The 23625-nt window shown below is 72.7% G+C and carries 19 protein-coding genes; 8 read left to right on the plus strand and 11 right to left on the minus strand.

Features of this window, described 5'->3' with window-relative positions:
- Positions 1 to 126: 126 nt before the first annotated feature.
- A complete protein-coding gene (locus A6A06_RS00675) occupies positions 127 to 1152 on the minus strand; it encodes a 6-phosphofructokinase (protein WP_073757710.1) in 1026 nt (341 codons plus the stop codon).
- A 232-nt stretch (positions 1153 to 1384) separates the two neighbouring features.
- Here A6A06_RS00675 and pta point away from each other — a divergent pair, with 232 nt between their 5' ends.
- The 3 genes from pta to pyk all read left to right on the plus strand — a co-directional run bounded on the left by pta (position 1385) and on the right by pyk (position 6308).
- Positions 1385 to 3484: a phosphate acetyltransferase gene (pta, locus tag A6A06_RS00680; RefSeq protein ID WP_073757711.1), complete on the plus strand. Its 2100-nt coding sequence runs from the start codon at positions 1385 to 1387 to the stop codon at positions 3482 to 3484.
- A 44-nt stretch (positions 3485 to 3528) separates the two neighbouring features.
- Positions 3529 to 4740 carry an acetate kinase gene (locus A6A06_RS00685; RefSeq protein WP_073757713.1) on the plus strand — a complete coding sequence of 404 codons (1212 nt, stop codon included), beginning with the start codon at positions 3529 to 3531 and terminating at the stop codon, positions 4738 to 4740.
- Between the two features lie 140 nt (positions 4741 to 4880).
- Positions 4881 to 6308, plus strand: a complete 1428-nt coding sequence (gene pyk / locus A6A06_RS00690) for a pyruvate kinase (protein ID WP_073757715.1) — start codon at positions 4881 to 4883, stop codon at positions 6306 to 6308.
- A gap of 77 nt (positions 6309 to 6385) precedes the next feature.
- On the opposite strand, the gene A6A06_RS00695 is transcribed toward pyk, so the two are convergent.
- The 4 genes from A6A06_RS00695 to A6A06_RS00715 form a co-directional block, all read right to left on the minus strand.
- Positions 6386 to 7759, minus strand: a complete 1374-nt coding sequence (locus A6A06_RS00695) for a hypothetical protein (RefSeq protein ID WP_073757717.1) — start codon at positions 7757 to 7759, stop codon at positions 6386 to 6388.
- Entirely contained in the window at positions 7749 to 8255 is a 507-nt protein-coding gene (locus A6A06_RS00700; RefSeq protein ID WP_073757719.1) for a DUF6114 domain-containing protein, read from the minus strand. The genes A6A06_RS00695 and A6A06_RS00700 overlap by 11 nt, the downstream gene beginning before the upstream one ends.
- 150 nt (positions 8256 to 8405) lie before the next feature.
- A complete protein-coding gene (locus A6A06_RS00705) occupies positions 8406 to 9044 on the minus strand; it encodes a DUF6230 family protein (RefSeq protein ID WP_073757721.1) in 639 nt (212 codons plus the stop codon).
- 615 nt (positions 9045 to 9659) lie between these two features.
- Positions 9660 to 10622, minus strand: a complete 963-nt coding sequence (locus A6A06_RS00715) for a tetratricopeptide repeat protein (RefSeq protein WP_073757723.1) — start codon at positions 10620 to 10622, stop codon at positions 9660 to 9662.
- Between the two features lie 356 nt (positions 10623 to 10978).
- Here A6A06_RS00715 and A6A06_RS00720 point away from each other — a divergent pair, with 356 nt between their 5' ends.
- Complete coding sequence (locus A6A06_RS00720) at positions 10979 to 11665, plus strand: TetR/AcrR family transcriptional regulator (RefSeq protein WP_199930616.1); 687 nt, start codon at positions 10979 to 10981, stop codon at positions 11663 to 11665.
- A gap of 85 nt (positions 11666 to 11750) precedes the next feature.
- On the opposite strand, the gene A6A06_RS00725 is transcribed toward A6A06_RS00720, so the two are convergent.
- On the minus strand, positions 11751 to 12770 hold the full coding sequence (locus A6A06_RS00725) for a GDP-mannose 4,6-dehydratase (protein WP_073757727.1): 1020 nt from the start codon (positions 12768 to 12770) through the stop codon (positions 11751 to 11753).
- Positions 12767 to 13933, minus strand: coding sequence for a UDP-N-acetylglucosamine--N-acetylmuramyl-(pentapeptide) pyrophosphoryl-undecaprenol N-acetylglucosamine transferase (locus A6A06_RS00730; protein ID WP_073759581.1), 1167 nt, complete (start codon positions 13931 to 13933; stop codon positions 12767 to 12769). Before A6A06_RS00730 ends, A6A06_RS00725 begins: the two co-directional genes overlap by 4 nt.
- 63 nt (positions 13934 to 13996) lie before the next feature.
- On the opposite strand from A6A06_RS00730, the gene A6A06_RS00735 reads away from it, so the two are divergent.
- The 4 genes from A6A06_RS00735 (at position 13997) to secD (ending at position 19298) form a co-directional block, all read left to right on the plus strand.
- Positions 13997 to 14815 (plus strand): response regulator transcription factor, encoded by an 819-nt coding sequence (locus A6A06_RS00735; protein ID WP_073757729.1) that lies wholly within the window; start codon positions 13997 to 13999, stop codon positions 14813 to 14815.
- On the plus strand, positions 14812 to 16209 hold the full coding sequence (locus tag A6A06_RS00740; RefSeq protein ID WP_073757731.1) for a sensor histidine kinase: 1398 nt from the start codon (positions 14812 to 14814) through the stop codon (positions 16207 to 16209). The genes A6A06_RS00735 and A6A06_RS00740 overlap by 4 nt, the downstream gene beginning before the upstream one ends.
- A 117-nt stretch (positions 16210 to 16326) precedes the next feature.
- Positions 16327 to 16836: a hypothetical protein gene (locus A6A06_RS41325; RefSeq protein ID WP_199930617.1), complete on the plus strand. Its 510-nt coding sequence runs from the start codon at positions 16327 to 16329 to the stop codon at positions 16834 to 16836.
- A gap of 119 nt (positions 16837 to 16955) precedes the next feature.
- Complete coding sequence (gene secD / locus A6A06_RS00750) at positions 16956 to 19298, plus strand: protein translocase subunit SecD (protein ID WP_073757735.1); 2343 nt, start codon at positions 16956 to 16958, stop codon at positions 19296 to 19298.
- A gap of 52 nt (positions 19299 to 19350) precedes the next feature.
- On the opposite strand, the gene A6A06_RS00755 is transcribed toward secD, so the two are convergent.
- From A6A06_RS00755 to A6A06_RS00770, 4 genes are all read right to left on the minus strand, one after another.
- Entirely contained in the window at positions 19351 to 21051 is a 1701-nt protein-coding gene (locus tag A6A06_RS00755) for an acyl-CoA mutase large subunit family protein (protein WP_073757737.1), read from the minus strand.
- 142 nt (positions 21052 to 21193) lie between these two features.
- The gene (locus A6A06_RS00760) at positions 21194 to 21526 is read right to left on the minus strand and encodes a DUF3817 domain-containing protein (protein WP_073757739.1); all 333 of its coding nucleotides are present in this window, start codon (positions 21524 to 21526) and stop codon (positions 21194 to 21196) included.
- Between the two features lie 53 nt (positions 21527 to 21579).
- Entirely contained in the window at positions 21580 to 22089 is a 510-nt protein-coding gene (locus tag A6A06_RS00765; RefSeq protein ID WP_073757741.1) for a MarR family winged helix-turn-helix transcriptional regulator, read from the minus strand.
- 66 nt (positions 22090 to 22155) lie between these two features.
- The gene (locus tag A6A06_RS00770; protein WP_073757743.1) at positions 22156 to 23514 is read right to left on the minus strand and encodes an MFS transporter; all 1359 of its coding nucleotides are present in this window, start codon (positions 23512 to 23514) and stop codon (positions 22156 to 22158) included.
- Between the last annotated feature and the right edge of the window lie 111 nt (positions 23515 to 23625).

A 23625-nucleotide genomic window follows, 5' to 3' on the forward strand; every position in this document is an offset into this window, starting at 1 on the left:
ACGTTGGCCCGTACGGGTGCCGGACAGCGCACGTACGGGTGCCGGGCCGCGCACAGACGGGTGCCGGGCCACGCAAAAGGCGCGCGCTCCCCGGCAGGGGAACGCGCGCCTCAGGATGCGGGCGGGTCAGAAGACCGACTCGGCCTCGTCCATCCGGTTCACCGGCACGGTCTTCAGCTCGGTGACCGCGTCGGCCAGCGGGCTCATCACGATGTCCGTGCCGCGCAGGGCGGTCATGTGGCCGAAGTCGCCGCGGTGCGCGGCCTCGACGGCGTGCCAGCCGAAGCGGGTGGCCAGCACGCGGTCGTACGCGGTGGGCGTGCCGCCGCGCTGGACGTGGCCGAGGATGACCGGGCGGGCCTCCTTGCCGAGGCGGTGCTCCAGCTCGCGGGCGAGGGCGGTGCCGATGCCCTGGAAGCGCTCGTGGCCGTACTGGTCGATCTCGCCGTGGCCGTAGTCCATCGTGCCCTCGGCGGGGTGGGCGCCCTCGGCGACGCAGATCACGGCGAACTTCTTGCCCCGGTCGAAACGCTCCTCGACCATGCTGACCAGGTCGTTCACGTCGAAGGGCCGCTCCGGCAGGCAGATGCCGTGGGAGCCGCCGGCCATCCCGGACTCCAGCGCGATCCAGCCCGCGTGCCGGCCCATGACCTCGACGACCATGACCCGCTGGTGCGATTCGGCGGTCGTCTTGAGGCGGTCGATGGCCTCGGTGGCGACGCCGACGGCGGTGTCGAAGCCGAAGGTGCGGTCGGTGGCGGAGATGTCGTTGTCGATGGTCTTGGGCACACCGACGATCGGCAGACCCGCGTCGGCGAGCATCTTCGACGCGGTGAGCGTGCCCTCGCCGCCGATGGGAATGAGCACGTCGATGCCGTACTCACGGGCCAGGTCCTTGCCGTTCTCGCACGCCTCGCGCAGCCGGGCGCGCTCCAGGCGGGCGGAGCCGAGGATGGTGCCGCCGCGGGCCAGGATGCCGCTGACGGCGTCCAGGTCCAGCTTGCGGTACCGCCCGTCGAGCAGGCCCTTGAATCCGTCCTCGAAACCGATGACCTCGTCGCCGTGGCCCGTGAGGGCCCGGTGCACCACCGAACGGATCACAGCGTTGAGGCCGGGGCAGTCGCCGCCCGCGGTGAGGACTCCGATACGCATGGTGCTGTGTCTCCTGTGTGCTCGCTGTTGGTTCTTGTGAGCCGGTCCGATTGTTTCACGGGCCGACAGGCGTTGCCCTCACAGCGTCGGGCACCACTGCGGCTGCCCGCTGACACATGCGTAAAACTGGAGGCGCGGCTTAACCACAGCCGCAGGTATTGTCAAGAGGGGCAAGCTCACCATAACGGGAAATTTGACCTTGCGAAGCGACGGAATGGATCGGAGAGCACGCGTGACGCGCAGCGTGTACGTAACCGGTATCGATCGCGGCGACGGCCGGCAGGTCGTCGAGCTGGGAGTCATGGAACTCCTGACCCGCCACGTGGACCGGGTGGGCGTCTTCCGCCCGCTGGTGCACGACGGACCCGACCGTTTGTTCGAACTCCTGCGGGCCCGCTACCGGCTCTCCCAGCCCGCCGAAACCGTCTTCGGTCTCGGTTACGAGGAGGCCGCCCGCCTCCAGGCCGAGCAGGGCACCGACGAGCTGGTCTCCCAGCTCGTCGAACGCTTCCACCGGGTCGCCAGGGACCACGAGTACGTGCTGGTGCTCGGCTCCGACTACGCGGCCACCAGCCTGCCGGCCGAGCTGAACCTCAACGCCCGGCTGGCGAACGAGTTCGGCGCCGCGGTGCTGCCCGTCGTCGGCGGCCAGGGCCAGGAGGCCGAGTCGGTACGCTCCGAGGCCCGCAACGCCTACCAGGCCTACCACTCGCTGGGCTGCGACGTCGTCGCGCTGATCGTCAACCGGGTGGCGCCCGCACAGCACCCGGTCGTCGCCGGACAGCTCTCCGCCCACCTGCCCGTGCCCTGCTACGCGCTCCCCGAGGACGGCGCCCTCTCCGCGCCCACCATCGGCCAGATCGTGCACGCGCTCGGCGCCGAGGTGCTGCTCGGCGACGACTCCGGGCTGGCCCGCGACGCCCGCGACTTCGTCTTCGGCGGCGCCATGCTGCCGACCTTCCTCAAGGCGCTGACCCCCGGCTGCCTGGTCGTGACCCCCGGCGACCGCGCCGACCTGGTCATCGGCTCGCTCGCCGCGCACAGCGCCGGGGCCCCGTCCATAGCCGGCGTGCTGCTGACCCTCGACGAGCGTCCGGGCCCCGACATCATGGCGCTGGCCAACCGGCTCGCCCCCGGCACACCGGTGATCTCGGTGTCCGGCGGTTCCTTCCCGACCGCGGCGGAGCTGTTCGCCGTCGAGGGCAAGCTGAACGCCGCCGCGCCGCGCAAGGCGGAGACCGCGCTCGGCCTGTTCGAGCGGCATGTGGACACCGCGGAGCTGACGAACCGTATCTCCGTCGCCCGCTCCGGCCGCGTCACGCCGATGATGTTCGAGCACGAGCTGATCGAGCGCTCCCGCGCGGGCCGCCGCCGGGTCGTCCTGCCGGAGGGCAACGAGGAGCGGGTGCTGCGCGCCGCCGACGTGCTGCTGCGCCGCGACGTGTGCGACCTGACGCTGCTCGGCGAGGAGGCGGCCGTCCGCAAGCGCGCCGCCGACCTCGCCATCGACCTGGACGGCGCGCAGATCATCGACCCGCAGGTCTCCCCGTTGCGCGAGCGCTTCGCCGAGCTGTACGGCAAGCTCCGCGCCCACAAGGGCGTCACCTACGAGCTGGCGTACGACGTCGTCGCGGACATGTCGTACTTCGGCACCCTGATGGTGCAGGAGGGTCTGGCCGACGGCATGGTCTCCGGCGCGGTGCACTCCACCGCGGCGACCATCCGCCCCGCCTTCGAGATCATCAAGACCAAGCCGGGGGCGCAGATCGTCTCCTCGGTGTTCTTCATGTGCCTGGCCGATCGCGTCCTGGTCTACGGCGACTGCGCCGTCAACCCGGACCCGGACGCCGAGCAGCTCGCCGACATCGCCATCCAGTCGGCGGCCACCGCCGCGCAGTTCGGCGTCGAGCCGCGGATCGCGATGCTGTCGTACTCCACCGGCACCTCCGGCTCCGGCGCGGACGTCGACAAGGTGCGCAAGGCCACCGAGCTGGTCCGCGACCGCCGCCCCGACCTGCTGGTCGAGGGCCCGATCCAGTACGACGCGGCCGTGGACGCCGCGGTGGCGAAGACGAAGCTGCCGGAATCCGAGGTCGCCGGGCGGGCCACCGTGCTGGTCTTCCCGGACCTGAACACCGGCAACAACACCTACAAGGCCGTACAGCGCTCGGCCAACGCGGTCGCCGTCGGGCCCGTGCTCCAGGGCCTGCGCAAGCCGGTCAACGACCTCTCGCGCGGCGCGCTCGTCCAGGACATCGTCAACACCGTGGCCATCACGGCCATCCAGGCGCAGGGTGCGGCGCCGGGCGGCTCGCCCGCCGCCGACGCCTGACGCCCCTCGCCGCCCGCCCCCCGCACCCAACCGAAGGCTGCTTCATGACTGCCAACGCCACCCGCGTCCTCGTCCTCAACTCCGGCTCGTCGTCGGTGAAGTACCAGCTGCTCGACATGCGCGACGGCTCCCGGCTCGCCGTGGGCCTCGTCGAGCGCATCGGTGAGGAGACCTCGCGCCTGGCGCACACCCCGCTGGCCACCGGCGGTGACAAGCGCGAGAACGAGGCCCGGATAGCCGACCACGAGGAGGCGCTCAAGGCGGTCGCCGACGAGCTGTCCGCGGACGGGCTCGGCCTGGACTCGCCGGAGCTGGCGGCGATCGGCCACCGGGTGGTGCACGGCGGCCTGAAGTTCACCGAGCCGACGGTGATCGACGACGCCGTGCTCAAGGAGATCGAGCGGCTGGTGCCGGTGGCGCCGCTGCACAACCCGGCGAACATCACCGGGATCAGGACGGCCCAGGCGCTGCGCCCCGACCTCCCGCAGGTCGCGGTCTTCGACACCGCCTTCCACACCACGATGCCGGAGCACGCGGCGCGCTACGCCATCGACGTGGAGACGGCCGACACCCACCGCATCCGCCGGTACGGCTTCCACGGCACCTCGCACGCCTACGTCTCGCGCAAGACCGCCGAGCTGCTCGGCAAGGCGCCCGAGGACGTCAACGTCATCGTGCTGCACCTGGGCAACGGCGCCTCCGCCTCGGCGGTGGCCGGCGGCCGCTGCGTGGACACCTCCATGGGGCTGACCCCGCTGGAGGGCCTGGTCATGGGCACCCGCTCCGGTGACATCGACCCGGCCGTGGTCTTCCACCTCAAGCGGGTGGCGGGCATGGACGCGGACGAGGTCGACGAGCTGCTCAACAAGAAGAGCGGCCTGGTCGGGCTGTGCGGCGACAACGACATGCGGGAGATCCGCCGCCGTATCGACGAGGGCGACCAGCGGGCGACGCTCGCCTTCGAGATCTACATCCACCGGCTGAAGAAGTACATCGGCGCCTACAGCGCGGTGCTGGGCCGGGTGGACGCGGTGGTGTTCACCGCGGGCGTCGGCGAGAACGCCGCCCCGGTGCGCGAGGCCGCGGTCACCGGCCTGGAGGAGCTGGGGCTGGCGGTGGACGCCGACCTGAACTCCGTACGGTCCGACGAGGCGCGGCTGATATCGCCGGAGTACGCGCGCGTCGCGGTCGCCGTCGTCCCCACCGACGAGGAGCTGGAGATCGCCGACCAGACATACGCCCTGGTCGGCAACTGAACATACGCCCTGGTCGGCAACTGACCTCCGGCACAACCGGCCGGGTGCCGGCGCCCCTGCGTACGGCGCCCGGCCGGACCTCGCACCCGGGCACCCGAGCCCCAATAATTCCGCTCCGAAACAAACGATAGGATTGAGCCATGCGCCGTTCCAAAATCGTCTGCACCCTGGGCCCCGCCGTCGACTCCTACGACCAGCTGAAGACGCTGATCGAGGCCGGCATGAACGTGGCCCGATTCAACATGAGCCACGGCACCCACGCGGAGCACGAGGAGCGCTACCACCGCGTTCGCAAGGCCGCCGAGGAGACGGGCCGCGCCATCGGCGTGCTGGCCGACCTCCAGGGCCCCAAGATCCGCCTGGAGACCTTCGCCGACGGCCCCGTGGAGCTGGTGCGCGGTGACGAGTTCGTCATCACCACCGAGGACGTGCCCGGCGACAAGACCATCTGCGGCACGACCTACAAGGGCCTGCCCGCCGACGTCTCCAAGGGCGACCCGGTCCTGATCAACGACGGCAATGTCGCGCTCCAGGTCGTCGAGGTCGACGGCCCGCAGGTGCGCTGCATCGTCATCGAGGGCGGCGTCATCTCCGACCACAAGGGCATCAACCTGCCCGGCGCGGCGGTCAACGTCCCGGCGCTGTCCGAGAAGGACATCGACGACCTGAAGTTCGCCCTGAACATGGGCTGCGACCTGGTCGCCCTGTCCTTCGTGCGGGACGCCAAGGACGTCAACGACGTGCACCGCGTCATGGACGAGGTCGGCCGCCGCGTCCCGGTGATCGCCAAGGTGGAGAAGCCGCAGGCGGTCGCCAACATGGAGCAGGTCGTCGCGGCCTTCGACGGCGTCATGGTGGCCCGTGGCGACCTCGCCGTGGAATACCCGCTGGAGAAGGTCCCGATGGTGCAGAAGCGCCTTGTGGAGATGTGCCGGCGGAACGCCAAGCCGGTGATCGTGGCGACCCAGATGATGGAGTCGATGATCACCAACTCGCGGCCGACCCGCGCCGAGGCGTCCGACGTCGCCAACGCGATCCTGGACGGCGCCGACGCGGTCATGCTCTCCGCCGAGTCCTCGGTCGGCCAGTACCCGATCGAGACCGTCAAGACGATGTCGAAGATCGTCGAGGCGGCCGAGGAGGAGCTGCTGTCCAAGGGCCTGCAGCCGCTGGTCCCGGGCAAGAAGCCCCGTACGCAGGGCGGCGCGGTGGCCCGCGCGGCCGCCGAGATGGCCGACTTCCTCGACGGCAAGGCGCTGATCGCCTTCACCAAGTCCGGTGACACCGCCCGCCGCCTGTCCCGTTACCGCTCGGCCCAGCCGATCCTGGCCTTCACCACGGACGCCGCCACCCGCAACCAGCTCGCGCTGAGCTGGGGCGTGGAGACCTTCGTCGTCCCGCACGTGGAGCACACCGACGAGATGGTCGACCTGGTCGACGCCGAGCTGCTCAAGCTCCAGCGCTACAACGACGGCGACACCATGATCATCACGGCCGGTTCGCCCCCCGGCGTCCCCGGCACCACCAACATGGTCCGCGTCCACCACCTGGGCGGCGAGCGCGCCTGACGCGCCAGGACTGAACACGGCTGTGGGCCGCATCCCGTACGGGGTGCGGCCCACTGTCGTACGCCGGGGGCGGCGGTTCAGTCCGTGACCGACTGGTGCAGCCCCGGAATGGTCAGGGTGCCGCCGAACTGGCCCGCCTGGGTGATCTTCACCTTGGTGAAGTACGCGAACGGGACGTTGAGGGGCGGCGGGTGCTCCGGGTCGAAGACGATCGGTATGAGGCCGAAGAGGTTGCCCTGGAGGCGCTCGGTGTACATGGTGACCTTGCCGCCGCGGATCGTCGAGGTGGAGCCCTGGGCCGCCTGGACGTGGTACTTCTTCCCGGCCTGGCCGTCGACGATCTGGTGGAGGTCGCCGATGTCGATGCTGTCGGCGGTGAACTTCAGGGCCTGCTTGGTGCGGCCGTTCGGCATCGTGAGGTTGACGACGCCCTCGTAGTCCAGGCCGCGCAGGGTCAGGCCGCTGGACTCCAGGTACCAGGGCTGGACCGGGACGGTGGCCGGGGCCTGCTCGTCCTTGCCCGCGGCCTTCTTCTCCTCGACGCAGGGGAACGGCTTCTTGCCGTCCGCGTCGGGGGCGTTCGGGTCGGCGCTGCCACTGGGGGACGGGGAGGGCGTCGGGAGGGCGTCGTCCGCCTTGTCCTTGGCGTCCTCGGCGTCCTTGGAGTCCTTGGCGTCGTCCCCGGTCTTTCCGGGCTTTCCGGCCTTGCCGGTGGCGTCACCGGCCGCCTCGCCCGGCTTGCCGGTGGTGTCCTCCAGCGGGCCGGTGGCCTTGCCGCCGGGCTTGCCGGACGTACCGCCGGAGCCCTGGTCCGCGGGTGCGGAGGAGGACGGGGACGGGGACGAGCCCGGGGTGCCCGGCCCGTCGTCGCCGGGGTGGAAGACGTCGTGCAGCTTCTTGCCCACGCCCAGCGGGTCGTACCAGGGATTGCGCTCCGTGGGAGAGGCGGAGGGGGACGGGGATGCCTGCTTGCCCGTGGACGGCGACGGGTCGGGCTCGGGGGCCGACCCGCTCTTGTCCGGGGCCGGGGTGGAGGCGCCGGGGGCGGGGGTGTCCGGACCGGTGCCCTCGGCGGAGCCCTTGTCCTTGCCCGCCTTGTCCTCGGCGGCCTGGTCCTTGCCCGTCTTCTCCTTCTCGGCCTTGTCCTTGGCGGCCTTGTCCTTCTCCGCCTTCTCCTTCTCCGCCTTCTCCTTCGCCTGCTGCTCCGCCGTGTCGGGAGCGCTGACGCACGGGCCCTTCTTGAACGGGTTCTCCGGCTGCGGCTTGGCCATCGCCAGCTGCGGTGTCAGGCCCATGCCCATCAGGACGGCGGAGGGCATCGCGGCTATGGCTATCGCCTTGCCGGCGGGCACGTGCAGCCGGGTCAGCAGCGGCTTGCGCGGGGCCGCGTGGCGCGGCCCCGTTCTCGCGCCGGCCGCCGCGTTCGTCTCGTGCAGCTCGTCACCCGGCACTGTGCCTCCCGTTCGCCCCGTCGACCGGGCTCGCTCCTGACAGGTGGTCCGGTGTGCCGCCCGCGGACCGGGCCGGTTCGTCGCCCTTGGAGGCGCGGGGCTTGCCCGGCGCCCAGGAGACCCCCAGCGCGCCGCCGATCAGGCCCAGCAGGAAGCCGACCAGGAAGGCGCCGAAGTTGGAGACCACCAGGGAGACCAGGGACAGCAGGATCGCCGCCACGCCCGCGAAGACGCGGGAGGCGGGCTGGAACCACATGGTCAGGCCGAGGACGACCAGGAGTACGCCGATGATCAGCGAGCCGGCGCCCGCGGTCGTCGCCATCCGGACGGTCAGGGAGCCGATCGTGAGGTTCGCGTAAGGGATGTACATGATCGGGAAGCCGGCCAGCAGCGTCAGCACCCCGCCCCAGAACGGGCGCTGACCTCGCCACTCCCTAAACGAAATGCGCTTGCGGCCGATGCTTGCGTTCAGCCGTGGTCGCGTGTCGGCGCTCATGTCGTACAGCTCCTCGGGACTGGCTAATCGGTGGTACGTGCGCTGGGTGCGTGCCTGCTGCACCGGCTGTGGGCGTACGGGTGCGGGGCGGGTGGGGCGGCGGGCGGTGCCGCCGCCCGGCGCGCGCCCCGCACCCGTACGCTCAGTGCGTCAGTAGCACTCGTTCTTGCCGCGGCTGACGTTCATGTGCAGGCCGCTGAGCTTGAACGTGCCGGCCGTGGTGGCCCAGGCGCGCTGCTTGACGTCTTCGAAGTGCACCTTGTCGGCCTGCTGGGCGAAGGAGCCGGGGAGGTAGTCCCCCCTGCCGCCCTCGCCGCGCTTGGCCGGGCCGGGTCCCTTGGTGGTGTCGTCCACCGAGACGCCGATGTCCACGTTGGTGAACGTCGCGTTGGTCTTCAGGTCGTCGGCGTCGATGTACAGCGTCTTCGCGTAGACCCGGGGGTCCTTATTCTTGCTGCTGCCCGCCTCCAGCCGCATCGTCACGTCGCCGAAGATCGGCACCGGCACGACGACCGACTGACACAGGTCGGTGATCTCCGCGGAGTTCATGCCGACCACGGCCACCGGGTGCGCACCCGTCTTGCCCTTGTCGAGGGCTCCGTACTGGACGAACCCGTCACCGTCCAGTTCCGACGCGGTGACCTTGAACTGCTGACCGGAGACGCTGAACGACGCCGCCAGCGCACCCTGCGCGATGGCGACTCCGATGGCAGCCGTCGCCGCGACGCTCGGCACCATGACAACGGCGAACCGCTTCCATCTGGTCCCGCCACGAGCCAGGGACTCCATGACTTTCCTCCTTCTCGGACGTACATCTCCGGTTGCGGTCCGGGTCTTGGGAAGACGGCGGCCGTACCTGGGATGGGAGAAGTGCTACGTCCTCGGGAAGGAGAGCGCCCGTATCGAAAAGGCGTACAGGCGTACGGCGTTCCGAAGCACCGGCGATCACCCCCGAGCGACAACCACTGGCCGCGCTGACGCGCGGCCCTTGTCGGACAGGCCCTGCCGGGTGAGCAGGAACCCCCCTGTCCAGGACCGGTGGCGGTGCCGCCGGCCACTCGGTGGGGACCCATGAACCCCGCGGCGCCGACCGGTTGCCGGGCGGCGGGAATGGACCGAGCGTGGCCGATCGTGGTGCATCGGCGGCTGTCGCACAAGGGGTTCGTTACTTGCGAGTAACGGAGAGGTAACCGCGCCACGACGGCGCGAAATCGACCGGGCACCCAGGGTTGTCGCCCTCAGCGAGGGGATGCCGGGGAATCGGGGAGGAATGCCGACAAACCACCACCCTCCTCTTACTCCAAGTAACAGCGGCCACGATTGCCAAGATTTGGTAAAACGTGGCCGCCGCTGAGGGTGGGGCCCGCGCGCTTCAGGAGGCGCGGGAGACCGGACACCGAGGGGTCAGAACAGGACCCGCGCCAGTGCCGTACGGGCCGAGATCACCCGCGGATCGTCGGTGCCGATGACCTCGAAGAGCTCCAGCAGCCGTACGCGCGCCGCCTCGCGGTCCTCGCCCGCCGTGCGCCGGACGGTCTCCACCAGCCGCCCGAAGGCGTCCTCGACATGACCGCCGACCAGGTCCAGGTCGGCCGCCTTGATCTGGGCCCGCACGTCGCCGGGGCCGTCGGCCGCCGCCTTGCGCACCTCCTGCGGGTCCAGGTCGCTCACCCGGCGCAGCAGTTCGGCCTGCGCCAGGCCCAGCTTGGCCTCCGGGTTGCCCGGGTCGTCGGAGAGCACGTTCCGGTACGCCTGGACGGCGCCGTCGAGGTCGCCGTTGTCCAGCGCCTGGTTCGCGGTCTCCAGCAGGGCGTCGTACGGGCCGACCGGCTCGGGGGCGTCCTCCTGGGGTGCCGCGCCGGCCGGGTCGACGGGCGCGCCCACGATCCCGAACTGCTGCTCGGCGGCCTGGACGAGCTGGTCCAGCACCTGGCGGATCTGCGCCTCCGGGGCCGCGCCCTGGAACAGCGGGATCGGCTGGCCCGCGACGACCGCGAAGACCGCCGGGATGCCCTGCACACCGAACTGCTGGAACAGCGCCTGGTTGGCGTCGACGTCGATCTTGGCCAGGACGAATTTGCCGGCGTACTCCCCCGCCAGCCGCTCCAGGAGCGGGCCGAGCTGCTTGCACGGCTCGCACCACTCGGCCCAGAAGTCGATGACGACCGGGACCTCGGTGGAGCGCTGGAGGATGTCCTGCTGGAATCCCGCCTCGTCGACGTCGAACACCAGAGGGGCGCCGCCCGTGGGCCGGCCGGAGCGGACCGCTTCGGCGCGGGCCTGCTCCGCCTTCTGCTTCGCTTCCCCGGCCGCCTTCACCGCGGCGAGGTCGACGGCTCCACTCATGGACATGTTGCGTGGCTGCATGCGCCTATCCTCCCCCCTCCGGCGTACCGTTGCGAAAAGCGGTGCCGAAAATTCACGGTGCGCGAAAAACGCGCGGCGCGGGGTCCGTCCGTGCGGCCTGCCGGTGTGCCGGCGCAGGACGGGAGTGCCGCGTTTCCACCGGCCGCGCGGGCCGGTGACACCTTCGTGGCCCCGGGTCCCCACCCGCGGCCTGTGGTTGTCGCGTCCGGGGCAGGCCGGGCGGCCCACCCTTTCGCTACGACCCGTAGCGTAACTGTCCGGCGCCCGGACCCGGCAACCCCTGCCGCGAACCGTACGAGTGATCTGCCTCACGAGGGCGGGCCCGCGGCAGGCTACTGGCCGGTATGGTCGCCCCCATGCACCGCTGCCCCCTCACCGGCACCAGCTCCCCCGCGGGCCGTGCGGGCTCCCGGAGCCGTACGGGCCGGCCGCGCAGCGCCGAGGCGGACCGCGCGATCCTCGACGCCACCCGCGCCGCACTGGTCGAGCTGGGCTGGGGCAAGCTCACGATGAGCGACGTCGCCGCCCGCGCCGGGGTGGCCAAGACGACGCTCTACCGCCGCTGGGCCAACAAGAACGAACTGGTCCTGGACGCCGTGGCGGTCCTCTTCGACGAGCTGGAACTCCCCGACCGGGGCTGCCTCCAGTCGGACATCGAGGGCGTCGTCCTGCAGTTCGCCTCGCTGCTGGCCCGCCCGGAGACCAAGACGGCGCTGATGGCCGTGGTCGCCGAGTCCACCACCGACGAGGCGCTGCGGGTGCGTATCCGCTCCGCCGTGGTGGAGCGGCAGAAGCGGCTGGTGGTGCTCGGGCGCGAGCGGGCCCAGGCGCGCGGCGAGCTGCCGCCGGACCCGGCCGGCGCGGAGGGCGAGGCAGCCGCCGGGCGGGCGGTGGGGCTGATCTTCGATGTGATCGCGGGTGCGGTCGTGCACCGGGCGCTGGTCAGCGCGGAGCCGGTGGACGAGCTGTGGGCGCAGCAGTTCAGCACGCTGCTGCTGACCGGGATGGGCGGACTCGCGGACCCGGGCCCGCCCGGAGCGTGACGCTCCGGGCCGCCCGGAACCGGAACCGGCCCCCGGCTCAGACCCGGTACCGGCCCCCGGCTCAGACCCGGTACCGGTCCTCGGCTCAGACCTGGTACCGGTCCGCCGCGAACAGGTGCACGTTCTCCGCGACCCACTCCGACGTCCGCTTCAGCCCCTCCTCCAGGGACACCTCAGGCGTCCACGACGCCCACTCCCGCGCCCGCGAATTGTCCGAAAGCAGTCGCTGGACCTCGCTGCCGGCGGGCCGCAGCCGGGACCCTTCCACCACCACCTCGGCGTCCCGCCCGGACGCGGCGATCAGGGCCCGCGCCAGGTCGCCGATGGAGATCTCGCGTCCCGTACCGAGGTTGACGACCTCGCCCAGCGCCCGGTCGCAGTCGGCCATCGCCAGGAACCCGGCCGCGGTGTCGGTGACGTAGGTGAAGTCCCGGGTCGGGGCGAGCGAGCCCAGCCTGACCTGCCGGGCGCCGGAGTGCAGCTGCGCCAGGATGGTGGGGATGACGGCGCGCGCGGACTGGCGCGGGCCGTAGGTGTTGAACGGGCGGACGACCGTGACCGGCAGCTCGAAGGCGTGCCAGTGGGAGAGCGCCATCATGTCCGCGCCGATCTTCGAGGCGGAGTACGGGGACTGCGGCTGCAGCGGGTGGTCCTCGCTGATCGGCGCGGTCAGCGCGGTGCCGTACACCTCGCTGGTCGAGGTGTGGACCAGGCGGCGCACGGCGTGCCGGCGGCAGGCCTCGGCGATGTTCTCGGTGCCCACGACGTTGGTCTGGACGTAGGCGCCGGGCGAGTCGTAGCTGTACGGGATGCCGATGAGGGCGGCGAGGTGGAAGACCGTGTCGCAGCCGGCCACGGCGTCCGCCACCCGGCCGGCGTCGCGCACGTCGCCCGCGATCATCTCGACGGGGCTGTCCGGGCCCAGGTATCGGGCGAGGTGGCCCTTCTCGGCGTACGGCTTGTAGTGCACGAAGGCGCGGACCTTCGCGCCGTACCCGACGAGCTGGTCCACCAGCGTCGAGCCGATGAAGCCCTCGGCGCCGGTGACCAGGACGGTGCGGCCCTTCCAGCGGGCTTCCATGACGGCGTGGTCGGTGGTGCTCATGCGGTCTCCCTCAGGTGGGTGGGGGTGGGGTGGGCTGCGGGGTGGCCGGCCAGCTTCAGGACCTTGGCGGCCAGCAGGTCGGCGGCGTGCGCGTGGGTGCCCGGGTCGGCGGCCTGGCCCATGGCCGCCAGCCGGGCGGGGTCGTCGAGCAGCGGCGTGACGAGCGCGTCCAGGCGTTCCGCGGTGGTCTCGGCGTCCGGCAGCAGCACGGCGGCGCCCGCGTCGGACAGCACCCGCGCGTTGTGCGTCTGATGGTCGCCGGGCGCGTGCGGGTACGGGACCAGGACCGCCGGCATGCCGATCGTGGCCAGCTCGGCGACGGTCGCCGAACCGGCCCGGCACACCACCAGGTCGGCGGCGGCGTAGGCGAGATCCATCCGGTCCAGGTACGGGACGGCCTCGGCGACCGCCGCGCCGCCCGTCGCCGCCAGCCGCTCCCGGGTCTCGTCCAGGGCGGCGGGCCCGGTCTTGATGAGCAGCCGCAGATCCGTACGGGACCGGTACCGGGCCGCGAGGCCGACCGCCGATTCGGTGAGCCGGGCCGCGCCCAGGCTGCCGCCGTTGACGAGCACCAGCCGGGCGCCTTCCGGCACGCCCAGCTCGCGGCGCGCCCGCTCCCGCAGGGCCGTCCGGTCCAGGCTCGCCAGCGGCCCGACCAGCGGCATGCCGACCGTCTCGGCGCGCTCGCCGCCCGCCAGGTGCGCGCGGCTGCGGTCGAAGGCCAGCGCGATGTGCGGGGTGAGCCGGGCGGCGAACTTGTTGGCCCGGCCGGGCACCGCGTTGGACTCGTGGACCAGGCTGGGCAGCCCGGCCATCCGCGCGCCGACGATGACCGGGGCGCTCGGGTAGCCGCCCATGCCGACCGCGACCTGGGCTTCCTGCGTGCGCAGGATCGAGCGGCACTGGGCGCCCGATTTCAGCAGCGCGGCGGGCAGCAGGTAGCGCTTGGCGCCGAGCGACGGGTCGAAGGGAATCATGTCCACGGTGTGCAGGCGGTATCCGGCCTGCGGGATGAGCCGCGTCTCCAGCCCGCGCTCCGTACCGACGAAGGAGACCACCGCGTCGGGCACGGCCCGGCGCAGGGCGTCCGCGAGGGCGAGCCCGGGGTAGATGTGACCGCCGGTACCGCCCGCGCCTATGACGACTGAGAGTGGTGTGCGCATGGCCGCCACGCTCGCCAAGCGCCTTAAGAAGGTTCTAAGACACAGGTTTGGCAGCCTGTGTGCATGCCGTCCTCGCCTGCACCGCAGCCCGCGCACCGGAGCGCTCCCCAGCAGCCCGCCGCCGCGTCCCCGCCGAAGATCCTCGTCGTCGACGACGAACCGGAGGTGCGGGCCGCCGTCGAGGACGGCCTCAGCGTGGAGGGGTACGCGGTACGCGGCGCCGCCGACGGGCTGGCCGCGCTCTCCGAGGTCGCCTCCTGGCAGCCCGACGCGATCGTCCTGGACGTGATGATGCCGGTCCTGGACGGCCTGGCGGTCTGCCGTCGGCTGCGCGCGCTGGACGACCGTACGCCGATCCTCGTGCTGACCGCGCTGGACTCGGTCAGTGAGCGGGTGGACGGGCTGGACGCGGGCGCCGACGACTACCTCGTCAAACCGTTCGCGCTGGACGAGCTGGTCGCACGCGTGCGGGCGCTGCTGCGCCGCGCGTCGGCCACCGCCGCCGACGACACCTCGCTGTCCTTCGCCGACCTGGTCGTCGACCCGGTGACGCGCACCGGCCACCGGGCCGGCCGGCCACTGGAGTTCAGCCGTACGGAGTGGGCTCTGCTGGAGCTGCTCCTGCTGCACCCCGGGCAGGTGATGCCGCGCGAGATGATTCTGGAGCGGGTCTGGGGGCGCGACTTCGGGCCGGACTCCAATTCCCTTGCCGTGTACGTGGGTTACCTGCGCCGCAAGCTGGAGGCGGGCGGCGAGTCACGGCTGGTGCACACCGTGCACGGCGTCGGGTACCGGCTGGACCAGGCGGACCACTCGGCCCGCGAGGCCAGGGCCGTACGAGACGGCGAGGCGGGCCGGGACGGCAAGGCGGGACGGGCGTGAGCGGCCGGCGCGGTCTGGGCGCGCGCTGGCGTCGGCGCCGTCCGCTCCGGACCCGGCTGGCCATCGCCGCGTCCGCCGCCGTGGCGCTGGTGGCGGTCGGCATCTGTACGGCGGCGTTCTTCATCATCCGCTACCAGATGACCCGTCAGCTGGAGCTGAACCTGGCCCAGACAGCGGCCCAGTACTCCGAGAAGATGCGCTCGTGGGGCCCGACGCCGGGCGATACGAGCTGCCGTTTCCAGGCCGTGCCCTGCGTCCAGTCGGTCCCCGCCGACAAGGCCCGGGACCCGCGCGACCCCTACGCGCTGCCGGTCGACGACGCCACTCGCGCGGTCGCCGCCGGACGGCACGCCCCGTACTACCGCGAACTGACCGTGGCCGGTTACCCGGTGCGGATGTACACCGTGCGGCTGCGCGGCAAGGACGAGGCGCTCCAGGTGGCGCTGCGCACGGACACCGTGCAGCGCGGCGTGCGGAAGGCCGCGGTGGCGCTGGCGGGGACGGGCGGCGCGGGCGTCCTGCTGGCGGCCGGACTCGGCTACTGGGTCTCGCGCACCGGGCTGGCCCCGGTCGCCCGGCTCACCGCCACCGCCGAACGCATCGCCGCCACCCGCGACGCCCGGCACCGCATCGAACTGCCCGCCGGGCCGCCCGGCCGCGAGGACGAGGTCACCCGGCTGGCCGCCAGCTTCAACACCATGCTCGGCGAGCTGGAGCAGTCGGTGGCGGCGCAGCGGCGGCTGGTCGCGGACGCCTCCCACGAGCTGCGTACGCCGCTGACCGCGCTGCGGACCAACGCCGAACTGCTCGCCCGCGCCGACCGGCTGACCGACACCCAGCGCGACCGCGCGTCCGGCGCCCTGGGCCGGCAGCTGCGCGAGGTCACCACGCTCGTCAACGACCTGATCGAACTGGCCCGGGACGAGGAGCCGCAGCCGCTGGTGGAGCAGGTGCGCCCGGCCGCGCTGCTGGAGCACGCGATGGAGGCGGCCCGCGGCCACTGGCCGGAGATCACGTTCACCGCGCGGGCCGACGGGGCGGCGGCCGGGGTGACCGTCCCCGGCGTACCGGCGCGGCTGTCCCGGCTGCTGTCCAACCTGCTGGACAACGCGGCGAAGTTCTCACCGCCCGGCGGCCCGGTCGAGACGGAACTGTCCCGCACCGCGGACGGCCTGGAGCTGACCGTCCGCGACCACGGCCCCGGCATCGCGACCGAGGACCTGCCGCACGTCTTCGACCGCTTCTACCGCGCCGAGGCGGCCCGCGCGCTGCCCGGCTCCGGCCTCGGCCTGGCCATGGCCCGCCAGATCGCCCGCGCGCACCACGCCGAACTGACGGCCGCGCAGGCACCCGGCGGCGGGGCGCTCTTCCGTCTCCGCTTCCCGGCGGGGTAGGACAGGGGTTCGCGGCGGGGCCGGACGGGGCCCCGCCGGGGCGGGAACGGCGTACTACCCTGGGCCGGAATCACGGCCCGGTACGCAGGCCGAGCGGACGGACCGGGAGGGCGGGCGGTGAGCAGACGAGTGCGCCGTGCGCTGCCGGGCTTCCTGCCCCGCGCGCTGGCCGGGCTGTGGGCCGTCCTGCTGGTGCTGGCAGGCACCTCCGGTACGGCGGGTGCCGCGTCCGGCCCGCTGGGGCCCGGCCTGCCGGCGGCCGCCGCTTCCGGCCCCGCCGCCACCGCTTCCCAGCCATCGTCCGCCGCCGCGGTCCATTCCCCGCCATCGTCCGCCGCCGCGGCCCAGGTGCTCACCGCGCACACCGCGCCCGGTCCCCGGGCCGACGCCCGCACCGCGCCCGACCGCCCGGTGGCCCGCCAGTCCGCGGGCGCCCAGGCGTACGCGGTCCTCCCGCACCCGCGCTTCCCCGGCCTCCCCGGCGCACTGCCCGCCGCGGCTCCGGCGCCGCACCACTCCCCCTTCGGGTACGGGCGGTCCGTCGGCCCCCGCCAGGAACGGGCGCCGCCCCCGGCCCGGTACTCCCCGCGCAGCCCGCGCGGCCCTCCCTCCGTACGGAGCAGCTGACGCCCCAGGCGTACGGCGGCCCGCAGCATCCGCACGCCCGGCGACGCCCTCGCGCGCCGCCGCGGCCCGGTGCGCGCGGCCGGCCGGCGCCCGCCTCCGTATCCCTGAAGGGGAGACCCATGCCGTCCCGCGCTCCGTCGCGGCGTCACTGGCGTGCGCTGATCGCGCTCGCCGTCGTCGCCGTGTCGCTGTTCTTCGCCCTGACCACACCCGCCCGCCTCGGACTCGACCTCCGCGGCGGCACCCAGATCGTCCTGGAGACCAAGGACTCGCCCACCGCCCGCGCCGACTCCGCCGCCACCGACCGGGCCCTGGAGGTGCTGCGGCAGCGGATCGACGCACTCGGCGTCGCCGAGCCGTCGCTGTCCCGCTCCGGTGCCCAGCGCATCGTCGCCGAACTGCCCGGGGTCCAGGACCCGAAGGAGGCCGTCGAGGTCATCGGCCGTACCGCGCAGCTCACGTTCCACCCCGTACTCGGGACCACGCAGGACCCGAAGGGCACGCCGGAGGCGAAGGCCAAGGGCGACACCACCCGCACCCTCCCCGACCCCGACGCCCCCGGGCAGGCCCTGCGGCTCGGCCCGCCCGCGCTGACCGGCGAGGGCGTCAAGGACGCGGAGGCGCTCTTCGACCCGCAGGGCGGCCGCGGCTGGACCGTCGACCTGGCGTTCCGCGGCGCCGCCGCCGACGCCTGGGCGCGGGTCACCGGCCAGGCCGCGTGCGCGGCGCCCGGCGATCCGGCCCGGCGGGTCGCGATCGTGCTCGACGACCGGATCGTCTCCGCTCCCGGCATGCAGCAGAGCGTGCCGTGCACGGCGGGCATCACCGGCGGCAGTGCCCAGATCACCGGCGGGTTCAGCGACGCCGAGGCCCGCGACCTGGCGGCCCTCGTCAAGGGCGGCGCCCTGCCGGTGCCCGTCGAGGTCGTCGAACAGCGCACCGTCGGCCCGACGCTGGGCGCCGACGCGATCAAGGCGAGCGCCACCGCGGCGGTCATCGGCCTGCTGTGCACCGGCGCGTTCGTCATCGTCGTCTACCGGCTGCTGGGCGCGCTGGCCACGGTCGCGCTCGCCGCGTACGGACTGATCTCGTACGCCGTGCTGGTCGCCCTGGGCGCCACCCTCACCCTCCCCGGGCTCGCCGGTTTCGTGCTCGCGATCGGCATGGCGGTCGACGCCAACGTGCTGGTCTTCGAGCGGGCCAGGGAGGAGTACGCGCGCCGCGCGGCCCGCTCCGGCGGCGACCTGCGGCGCCCGCTGCGCGAAGGTTTCAGCAAGGCGTGGAGCGCGATCGTCGACTCCAACGTCACCACCCTGCTCGCCGCCGGCCTGCTCTTCTTCTTCGCCACCGGCCCGGTCAAGGGCTTCGGCGTCACCCTGTCCATCGGCGTGCTGGCCTCGATGGTCTCCGCGCTCGTCATCACCCGGGTGCTGGCGGGGTGGGCGGTGCGCCGGGGCGCCGTACGGCGGCGGCCCGCGATCACCGGCATGGCGTCCGAGGGGCGGGTACGGCGATGGCTGGCCCGCCGCGAACCGCGGCTGATGCGGCGGCGCCGCACCTGGCTGGGGATCGGCGCCGGGCTGCTGCTGTTCGCCGTCGCCGGGATCGGTGTCCGCGGCCTGGAGTTCGGCGTGGAGTTCACCGGCGGCCGCCTGGTCGAGTACAGCACCAGCCGTACCGTGGACGCGGAGACGGCGCGCGAGGCGGTCTCGGCGGCGGGCTTCCCGCGCGCGGTCGTGCAGGAGTCGGGCGACGGCGGCATCGCCGTACGGACCGAGCTGCTGACCGACGCCGAGCAGGAACGCATCCGTACGTCCCTCCAGGCGCCCGGCGGCACGGTCGACGTCGAACGGGACGAGCTGATCGGGCCGAGCATGGGCAGTGAGCTGCGCGGCAAGGCACTGATCGCGCTGGGCATCGCGGTCGCCGCCCAGCTGGTCTATCTGAGCATCCGCTTCCGCTGGACGTTCGCGACGGCCGCCGTCCTCGCCATGCTCCAGGACGTGGTGCTGGTGGTGGGCCTGTTCGCCTGGCTGGGCAAGCCGGTGGACAGCGTCTTCCTCGCGGCGCTGCTGACCGTCGTCGGCTACTCCGTCAACGACACGGTCGTGCTCTTCGACCGCGTACGGGAACTGCGGCGCGGCGCCAAGGACGGCCGGGCCGCGCGCGGTGCGGAGGGGCTCGCCCGGCTCGCCGACCGGGCGATCGTGCAGACCGTGCCCCGCACGGTGAACACCGGCATGGGCGCCCTGTTCGTCCTCGCCGCCCTCGCGGTGCTGGGCGGCGACTCGCTGGCCGACTTCTCCGTGGCGCTGCTCGCGGGCGTCCTGTTCGGCATCGCCTCGACGGTCTTCACGGCCACTCCGGCCGCCGTCGTCCTGGAGAGCCGCCATCCCGCGCCGGAGGCGCCCGCCGCACGGCCCCGCGACAAGGCGAGGACCGGGAACGGAGCGGTGGTCTGACACGGCACCGGGGGCGGGGCCGCGCACGGCCCCGCCCCCGGTGGACGCCCACTCAGAATCCCGCGGGCTCCGTGTACACGCCCCACTCGTCGCGCAGCACGTCACAGATCTCGCCGAGCGTCGCCTCGGCCCGTACGGCCTCCAGCATCGGCTCGATCATGTTGCCGCCGTCCCGCGCGGCGCTCAGCATCGCCGCCAGCGACGAGCGCACCCGCGCGTCGTCCCGGGCCGCCTTGCGGTCCTTCAGGACCCGCACCTGGTCGCGCTCGACCTCGTGGCTGACGCGCAGGATCTCCAGGTCGCCGGTGACGGAGCCGTGGGCGCAGTTGACGCCGACGACCTTCTTCTCGCCCTTCTCCAGTGCCTGCTGGTACTGGAAAGCGGACTCGGCGATCTCGCCGGTGAACCAGCCGTCCTCGATGCCGCGCAGGATGCCGGAGGTGATCGGGCCGATGGGGTGCTGGCCGTTAGGCACGGCGCGGGTGCCGCGCTCCTTGATCTGCTCGAAGATCTTCTCGGCGTCCGCCTCGATCCGGTCGGTGAGCGACTCGATGAACCACGAGCCGCCCAGCGGGTCCGCGACGTTGGCGACGCCGGTCTCCTCCATCAGCACCTGCTGCGTGCGCAGCGCGATCTCCGCGGCCTGCTCGCTGGGCAGCGCGAGGGTCTCGTCCAGCGCGTTGGTGTGCAGGGAGTTCGTCCCGCCGAGGATCGCGGCCAGCGCCTCCACCGCCGTACGGACGACGTTGTTGTACGGCTGCTGGGCGGTCAGCGAGACGCCGGCGGTCTGGGTGTGGAAGCGCAGCCACTGGGCCTTCTCGCTCGTCGCGCCGTACACGTCGCGCATCCAGCGGGCCCAGATCCGGCGGGCGGCCCGGAACTTCGCGATCTCCTCGAAGAAGTCCAGGTGGGCGTCGAAGAAGAAGGACAGTCCGGGCGCGAAGGTGTTGACGTCCAGGCCGCGGGAGAGGCCCAGCTCCACGTATCCGAAGCCGTCGGCGAGGGTGTAGGCCAGCTCCTGCGCGGCCGTCGCGCCCGCCTCGCGGATGTGGTAGCCGGAGACCGAGAGCGGCTTGTAGGCGGGGATGCCGCCCGCGCAGTGCTCCATCAGGTCGCCGATCAGGCGCAGATGGGGCTCGGGCGGGAAGAGCCACTCCTTCTGGGCGATGTACTCCTTGAAGATGTCGGTCTGGAGCGTGCCGTTCAGCACGGCAGGGTCGACGCCCTGGCGCTCGGCGGCGACCAGGTACATGCAGAAGACCGGGACGGCCGGTCCGGAGATCGTCATCGAGGTCGTGACGTCGCCGAGGGGGATGTCCTTGAAGAGGACCTCCATGTCGGCCGCCGAGTCGATGGCGACGCCGCAGTGGCCGACCTCGCCGAGCGAGCGCGGGTCGTCGGAGTCGCGGCCCATCAGGGTCGGCATGTCGAAGGCCACGGAGAGTCCGCCGCCCCCCGCCTTCAGGATCATCTTGTAGCGCTCGTTGGTCTGCTCGGCGTTGCCGAAGCCGGCGAACTGGCGGATGGTCCACGTACGGCCGCGGTAGCCGGTCGGGTACAGGCCGCGGGTGAACGGGAACTCGCCCGGCCAGCCGATGCGCTCGAAGCCGTCGACCGTGTCGCCCGGACGGGGGCCGTACGCCGGCTCCACCGGATCACCGGAGAGGGTGGTGAAGTCCGCGTCCCGCTTGCGGGCGGAGTCGTACCGGGCCTGCCAGCGGCGGCGGCCCTCTTCGATCGCGTCAGCGTTCATACCCTCGAATTTACTAGGACGTCCTAGTAATTGTCGATGGCTGACGGCCGGAAGTCGCCGTGAAGCCCCCGCCATGCGGCCCCTGCCGGGCGGTACGCGAAGGCCGCCGGGCCGGGCCCGGCGGCCGTGTGTCCGTACCGCCTCAGACCTTGGCGGGCTGCGGCGTACCGTCCGTGACCAGCGGCTCGACCTCGCGGACGACCTTGCGCTCGACGAAGAAGGCGGCGGTCGGGATGGTGCCGGAGATCAGCACCCACAGCAGCTTGCCGAACTTCCACTTCGCCTTGGAGCCCAGGTCGAAGGCGAAGACGAGGTAGATGATGTAGAGCACGCCGTGGATCTGGGAGACCACGAGCGTGAGGTCCTTGCCCGTGCCGAAGCCGTACTTGGCCACCATGCAGGCGCACAGGACGAGGAGCATGACGGCGGTGACGTAGGCCATCACCCGGTAGCGGGTCAGCACGCTTCGTTTCATGGTCCGAGCGTAACCGTCCGTTCCGGGGCGATCTTCGCCGCCCCTACCACGGATCAGCCGTCCTGGAAATCACCGGCCGCGACGCGCAGCGGCCGCAGCATCGCGAAGATCTCCGCGCACTCCTCGGCGTCATAGGCGCCCAGGCCGAAGTCCATCGCCATCAGGTCGCGGGTGGCCTTGTCGCAGGCCTCGCGCCCCTGCTCCGTGATGGACGCCAGCGTGCCGCGCCCGTCGTTCGGGTTCGGCCGCTTGTCGACCAGACCGGAGCGCACCAGCCGGTCGACGGTGTTGGTCACCGAGGTCGGGTGGACCATCAGCCGCTCGCCGATCTTCGACATGGGCAGCTCCCCCGCCTTGGAGAAGGTGAGCAGCACCAGCGCCTCGTAGCGCGCGAACGTCAGCCCGTACGGCTTGAGCACCGCGTCCACCTCGGACAGCAGGATCTGATGGGCCCGCATGACCGAAGTGATCGCGGCCATGGACGGCACGGCTCCCCATCGTCGCTGCCACAGTTCGTCGGCGCGGGCGATGGGATCGAAGGCAAGGCTGAGCGGCTTCGGCACGTCTTCGACCCTACCGTTCGGTCATATCGTGGTCAGCCCTGTCTCAGGTTTCGGTACCTAGGTGAATCACCTCTTGACATCGGCGGCCTTCGGGGGCGCCGCGATGCCCGCGGTCCCCGCCGTCGCCCCTGTCGCCCCCGCCATCGCCGCCGCCCCGGGAAGCGGCAGCCGGTCGCCACGGCTCCGCCGCACCTCGCGAACCACCAGCAGCACCGACACCACCCCCACCACCCCGGCGGCCGGCATCACCACCCGCAGGGGTGCGTACTCGGCGGCGGCGCCCGCCGCCCCCATCGCCAGACCCATGATCGTCATACGTCCCGCCTGCATCACCGTCATCGCCTGCCCCAGCAGGGCTTCGGGTACGGCGGCGACGAACCAGCGGTCCACGCCGAAGTTGTACGCGATACCGGTACCGGTCAGCACGAGCAGCACCACCGCCCAGCCGAGCGAGGGCCGCGCGGCGAAACCCAGGGAGGGCAGCACGCAGAAGACGCCCACCGGGAACGTCAGCCGGGACCGGGCCGCGGGGCCGAGGAAGGTACCGGCCAGCGTCTCCGCGACGACCGCACCGACCGGCATGGCGCACAGCAGCAGCCCCGCCCCCGCCGGACCGGCGCCCAGCAGGTCCGCGTACGCCACGAGCAGCGCCTCCGGGATCACGACGAAGGCCGGCGGCAGCCAGGTCAGCAGCAGGAGCGCCCGGATACGCCGGTCGGCCAGCAGCTGCCGGACACTGGCCAGCGAGGCGCTTAGCAGCGCGCCGCCGGACGCGCCGCGCGCGGGGCGGGCGCGGGTGCCCAGACGCAGCAGCAGCGCCGACGCGAGGAACGTGCCCGCAGTGACGGCGAGCACCGCACCAGGTGCCACGGCGGCCAGCAGCAGGCCCCCGGCGCCGAAGCCGACGAGCTGCGCGCTCTGGTTGACGATGCGGATCAGCGAACGTCCCAGGACGAACAGGTCGCCCTCCCCCAGCACGTCCCCGAGCGTCCCGGCCCGCGTACCGGCGAAGACCGGCGCGATGGCGGCGGTCGCGCAGCGCAGCGCCAGCAGCACCGCGACCGGCGTACCCGGGACCACCATCGCGGCGGCGCAGCCCGCGCACAGCAGGTCGCAGACGACGAGGACGCGGCGGGCGGGGCAGCGGTCCGCGACCGCGGAGAGCAGCGTGCCGCCGACGACGTACGGCAGCAGACCGAGCGCGAACGTCAGCGCGCTCAGCAGCGGCGACCCGGTGAGGCGGTACACCAGCACGGACAGCGCGATCTCGCAGACGACGACGCCGAGCGAGGACATCAGGTGCGCGGCGAAGACGAAGCGGAATTCGGGGACGGCGAAGACGGCGCGGTAACCGGCCCCGGCGGGCGGCGGCTCCGGGCGCGGGTCGGCGGGGCCCGTGGCGGCGGGCCCGGAGGGTGCGGGCATGACGGCAGCGTGCCGGGCCGCGCCTCCGCTCCCCAGTCATTCGGCGGCAGCCGAATCCATGACGGAACCGGCCGCCCGGTGGGAAGAGTGAAGGAATGAGGAGAGGGGGGC

The sequence above is a fragment of the Streptomyces sp. CB02923 genome, assembly GCF_001905005.1.
Lineage (GTDB): Bacteria > Actinomycetota > Actinomycetes > Streptomycetales > Streptomycetaceae > Streptomyces.

Coding starts and splice junctions, on each gene's coding strand:
- A6A06_RS00675 (WP_073757710.1), bottom strand. CDS start 1,152: ATGCGTATCGGAGTCCTCACCGCGGGCGGCGACTGCCCCGGCCTCAAC.
- A6A06_RS00685 (WP_073757713.1), top strand. CDS start 3,529: ATGACTGCCAACGCCACCCGCGTCCTCGTCCTCAACTCCGGCTCGTCG.
- pyk (WP_073757715.1), top strand. CDS start 4,881: ATGCGCCGTTCCAAAATCGTCTGCACCCTGGGCCCCGCCGTCGACTCC.
- A6A06_RS00700 (WP_073757719.1), bottom strand. CDS start 8,255: ATGAGCGCCGACACGCGACCACGGCTGAACGCAAGCATCGGCCGCAAG.
- A6A06_RS00705 (WP_073757721.1), bottom strand. CDS start 9,044: ATGGAGTCCCTGGCTCGTGGCGGGACCAGATGGAAGCGGTTCGCCGTT.
- A6A06_RS00715 (WP_073757723.1), bottom strand. CDS start 10,622: ATGCAGCCACGCAACATGTCCATGAGTGGAGCCGTCGACCTCGCCGCG.
- A6A06_RS00720 (WP_199930616.1), top strand. CDS start 10,979: ATGCACCGCTGCCCCCTCACCGGCACCAGCTCCCCCGCGGGCCGTGCG.
- A6A06_RS00725 (WP_073757727.1), bottom strand. CDS start 12,770: ATGAGCACCACCGACCACGCCGTCATGGAAGCCCGCTGGAAGGGCCGC.
- A6A06_RS00730 (WP_073759581.1), bottom strand. CDS start 13,933: ATGCGCACACCACTCTCAGTCGTCATAGGCGCGGGCGGTACCGGCGGT.
- A6A06_RS00735 (WP_073757729.1), top strand. CDS start 13,997: ATGCCGTCCTCGCCTGCACCGCAGCCCGCGCACCGGAGCGCTCCCCAG.
- secD (WP_073757735.1), top strand. CDS start 16,956: ATGCCGTCCCGCGCTCCGTCGCGGCGTCACTGGCGTGCGCTGATCGCG.
- A6A06_RS00755 (WP_073757737.1), bottom strand. CDS start 21,051: ATGAACGCTGACGCGATCGAAGAGGGCCGCCGCCGCTGGCAGGCCCGG.
- A6A06_RS00760 (WP_073757739.1), bottom strand. CDS start 21,526: ATGAAACGAAGCGTGCTGACCCGCTACCGGGTGATGGCCTACGTCACC.
- A6A06_RS00770 (WP_073757743.1), bottom strand. CDS start 23,514: ATGCCCGCACCCTCCGGGCCCGCCGCCACGGGCCCCGCCGACCCGCGC.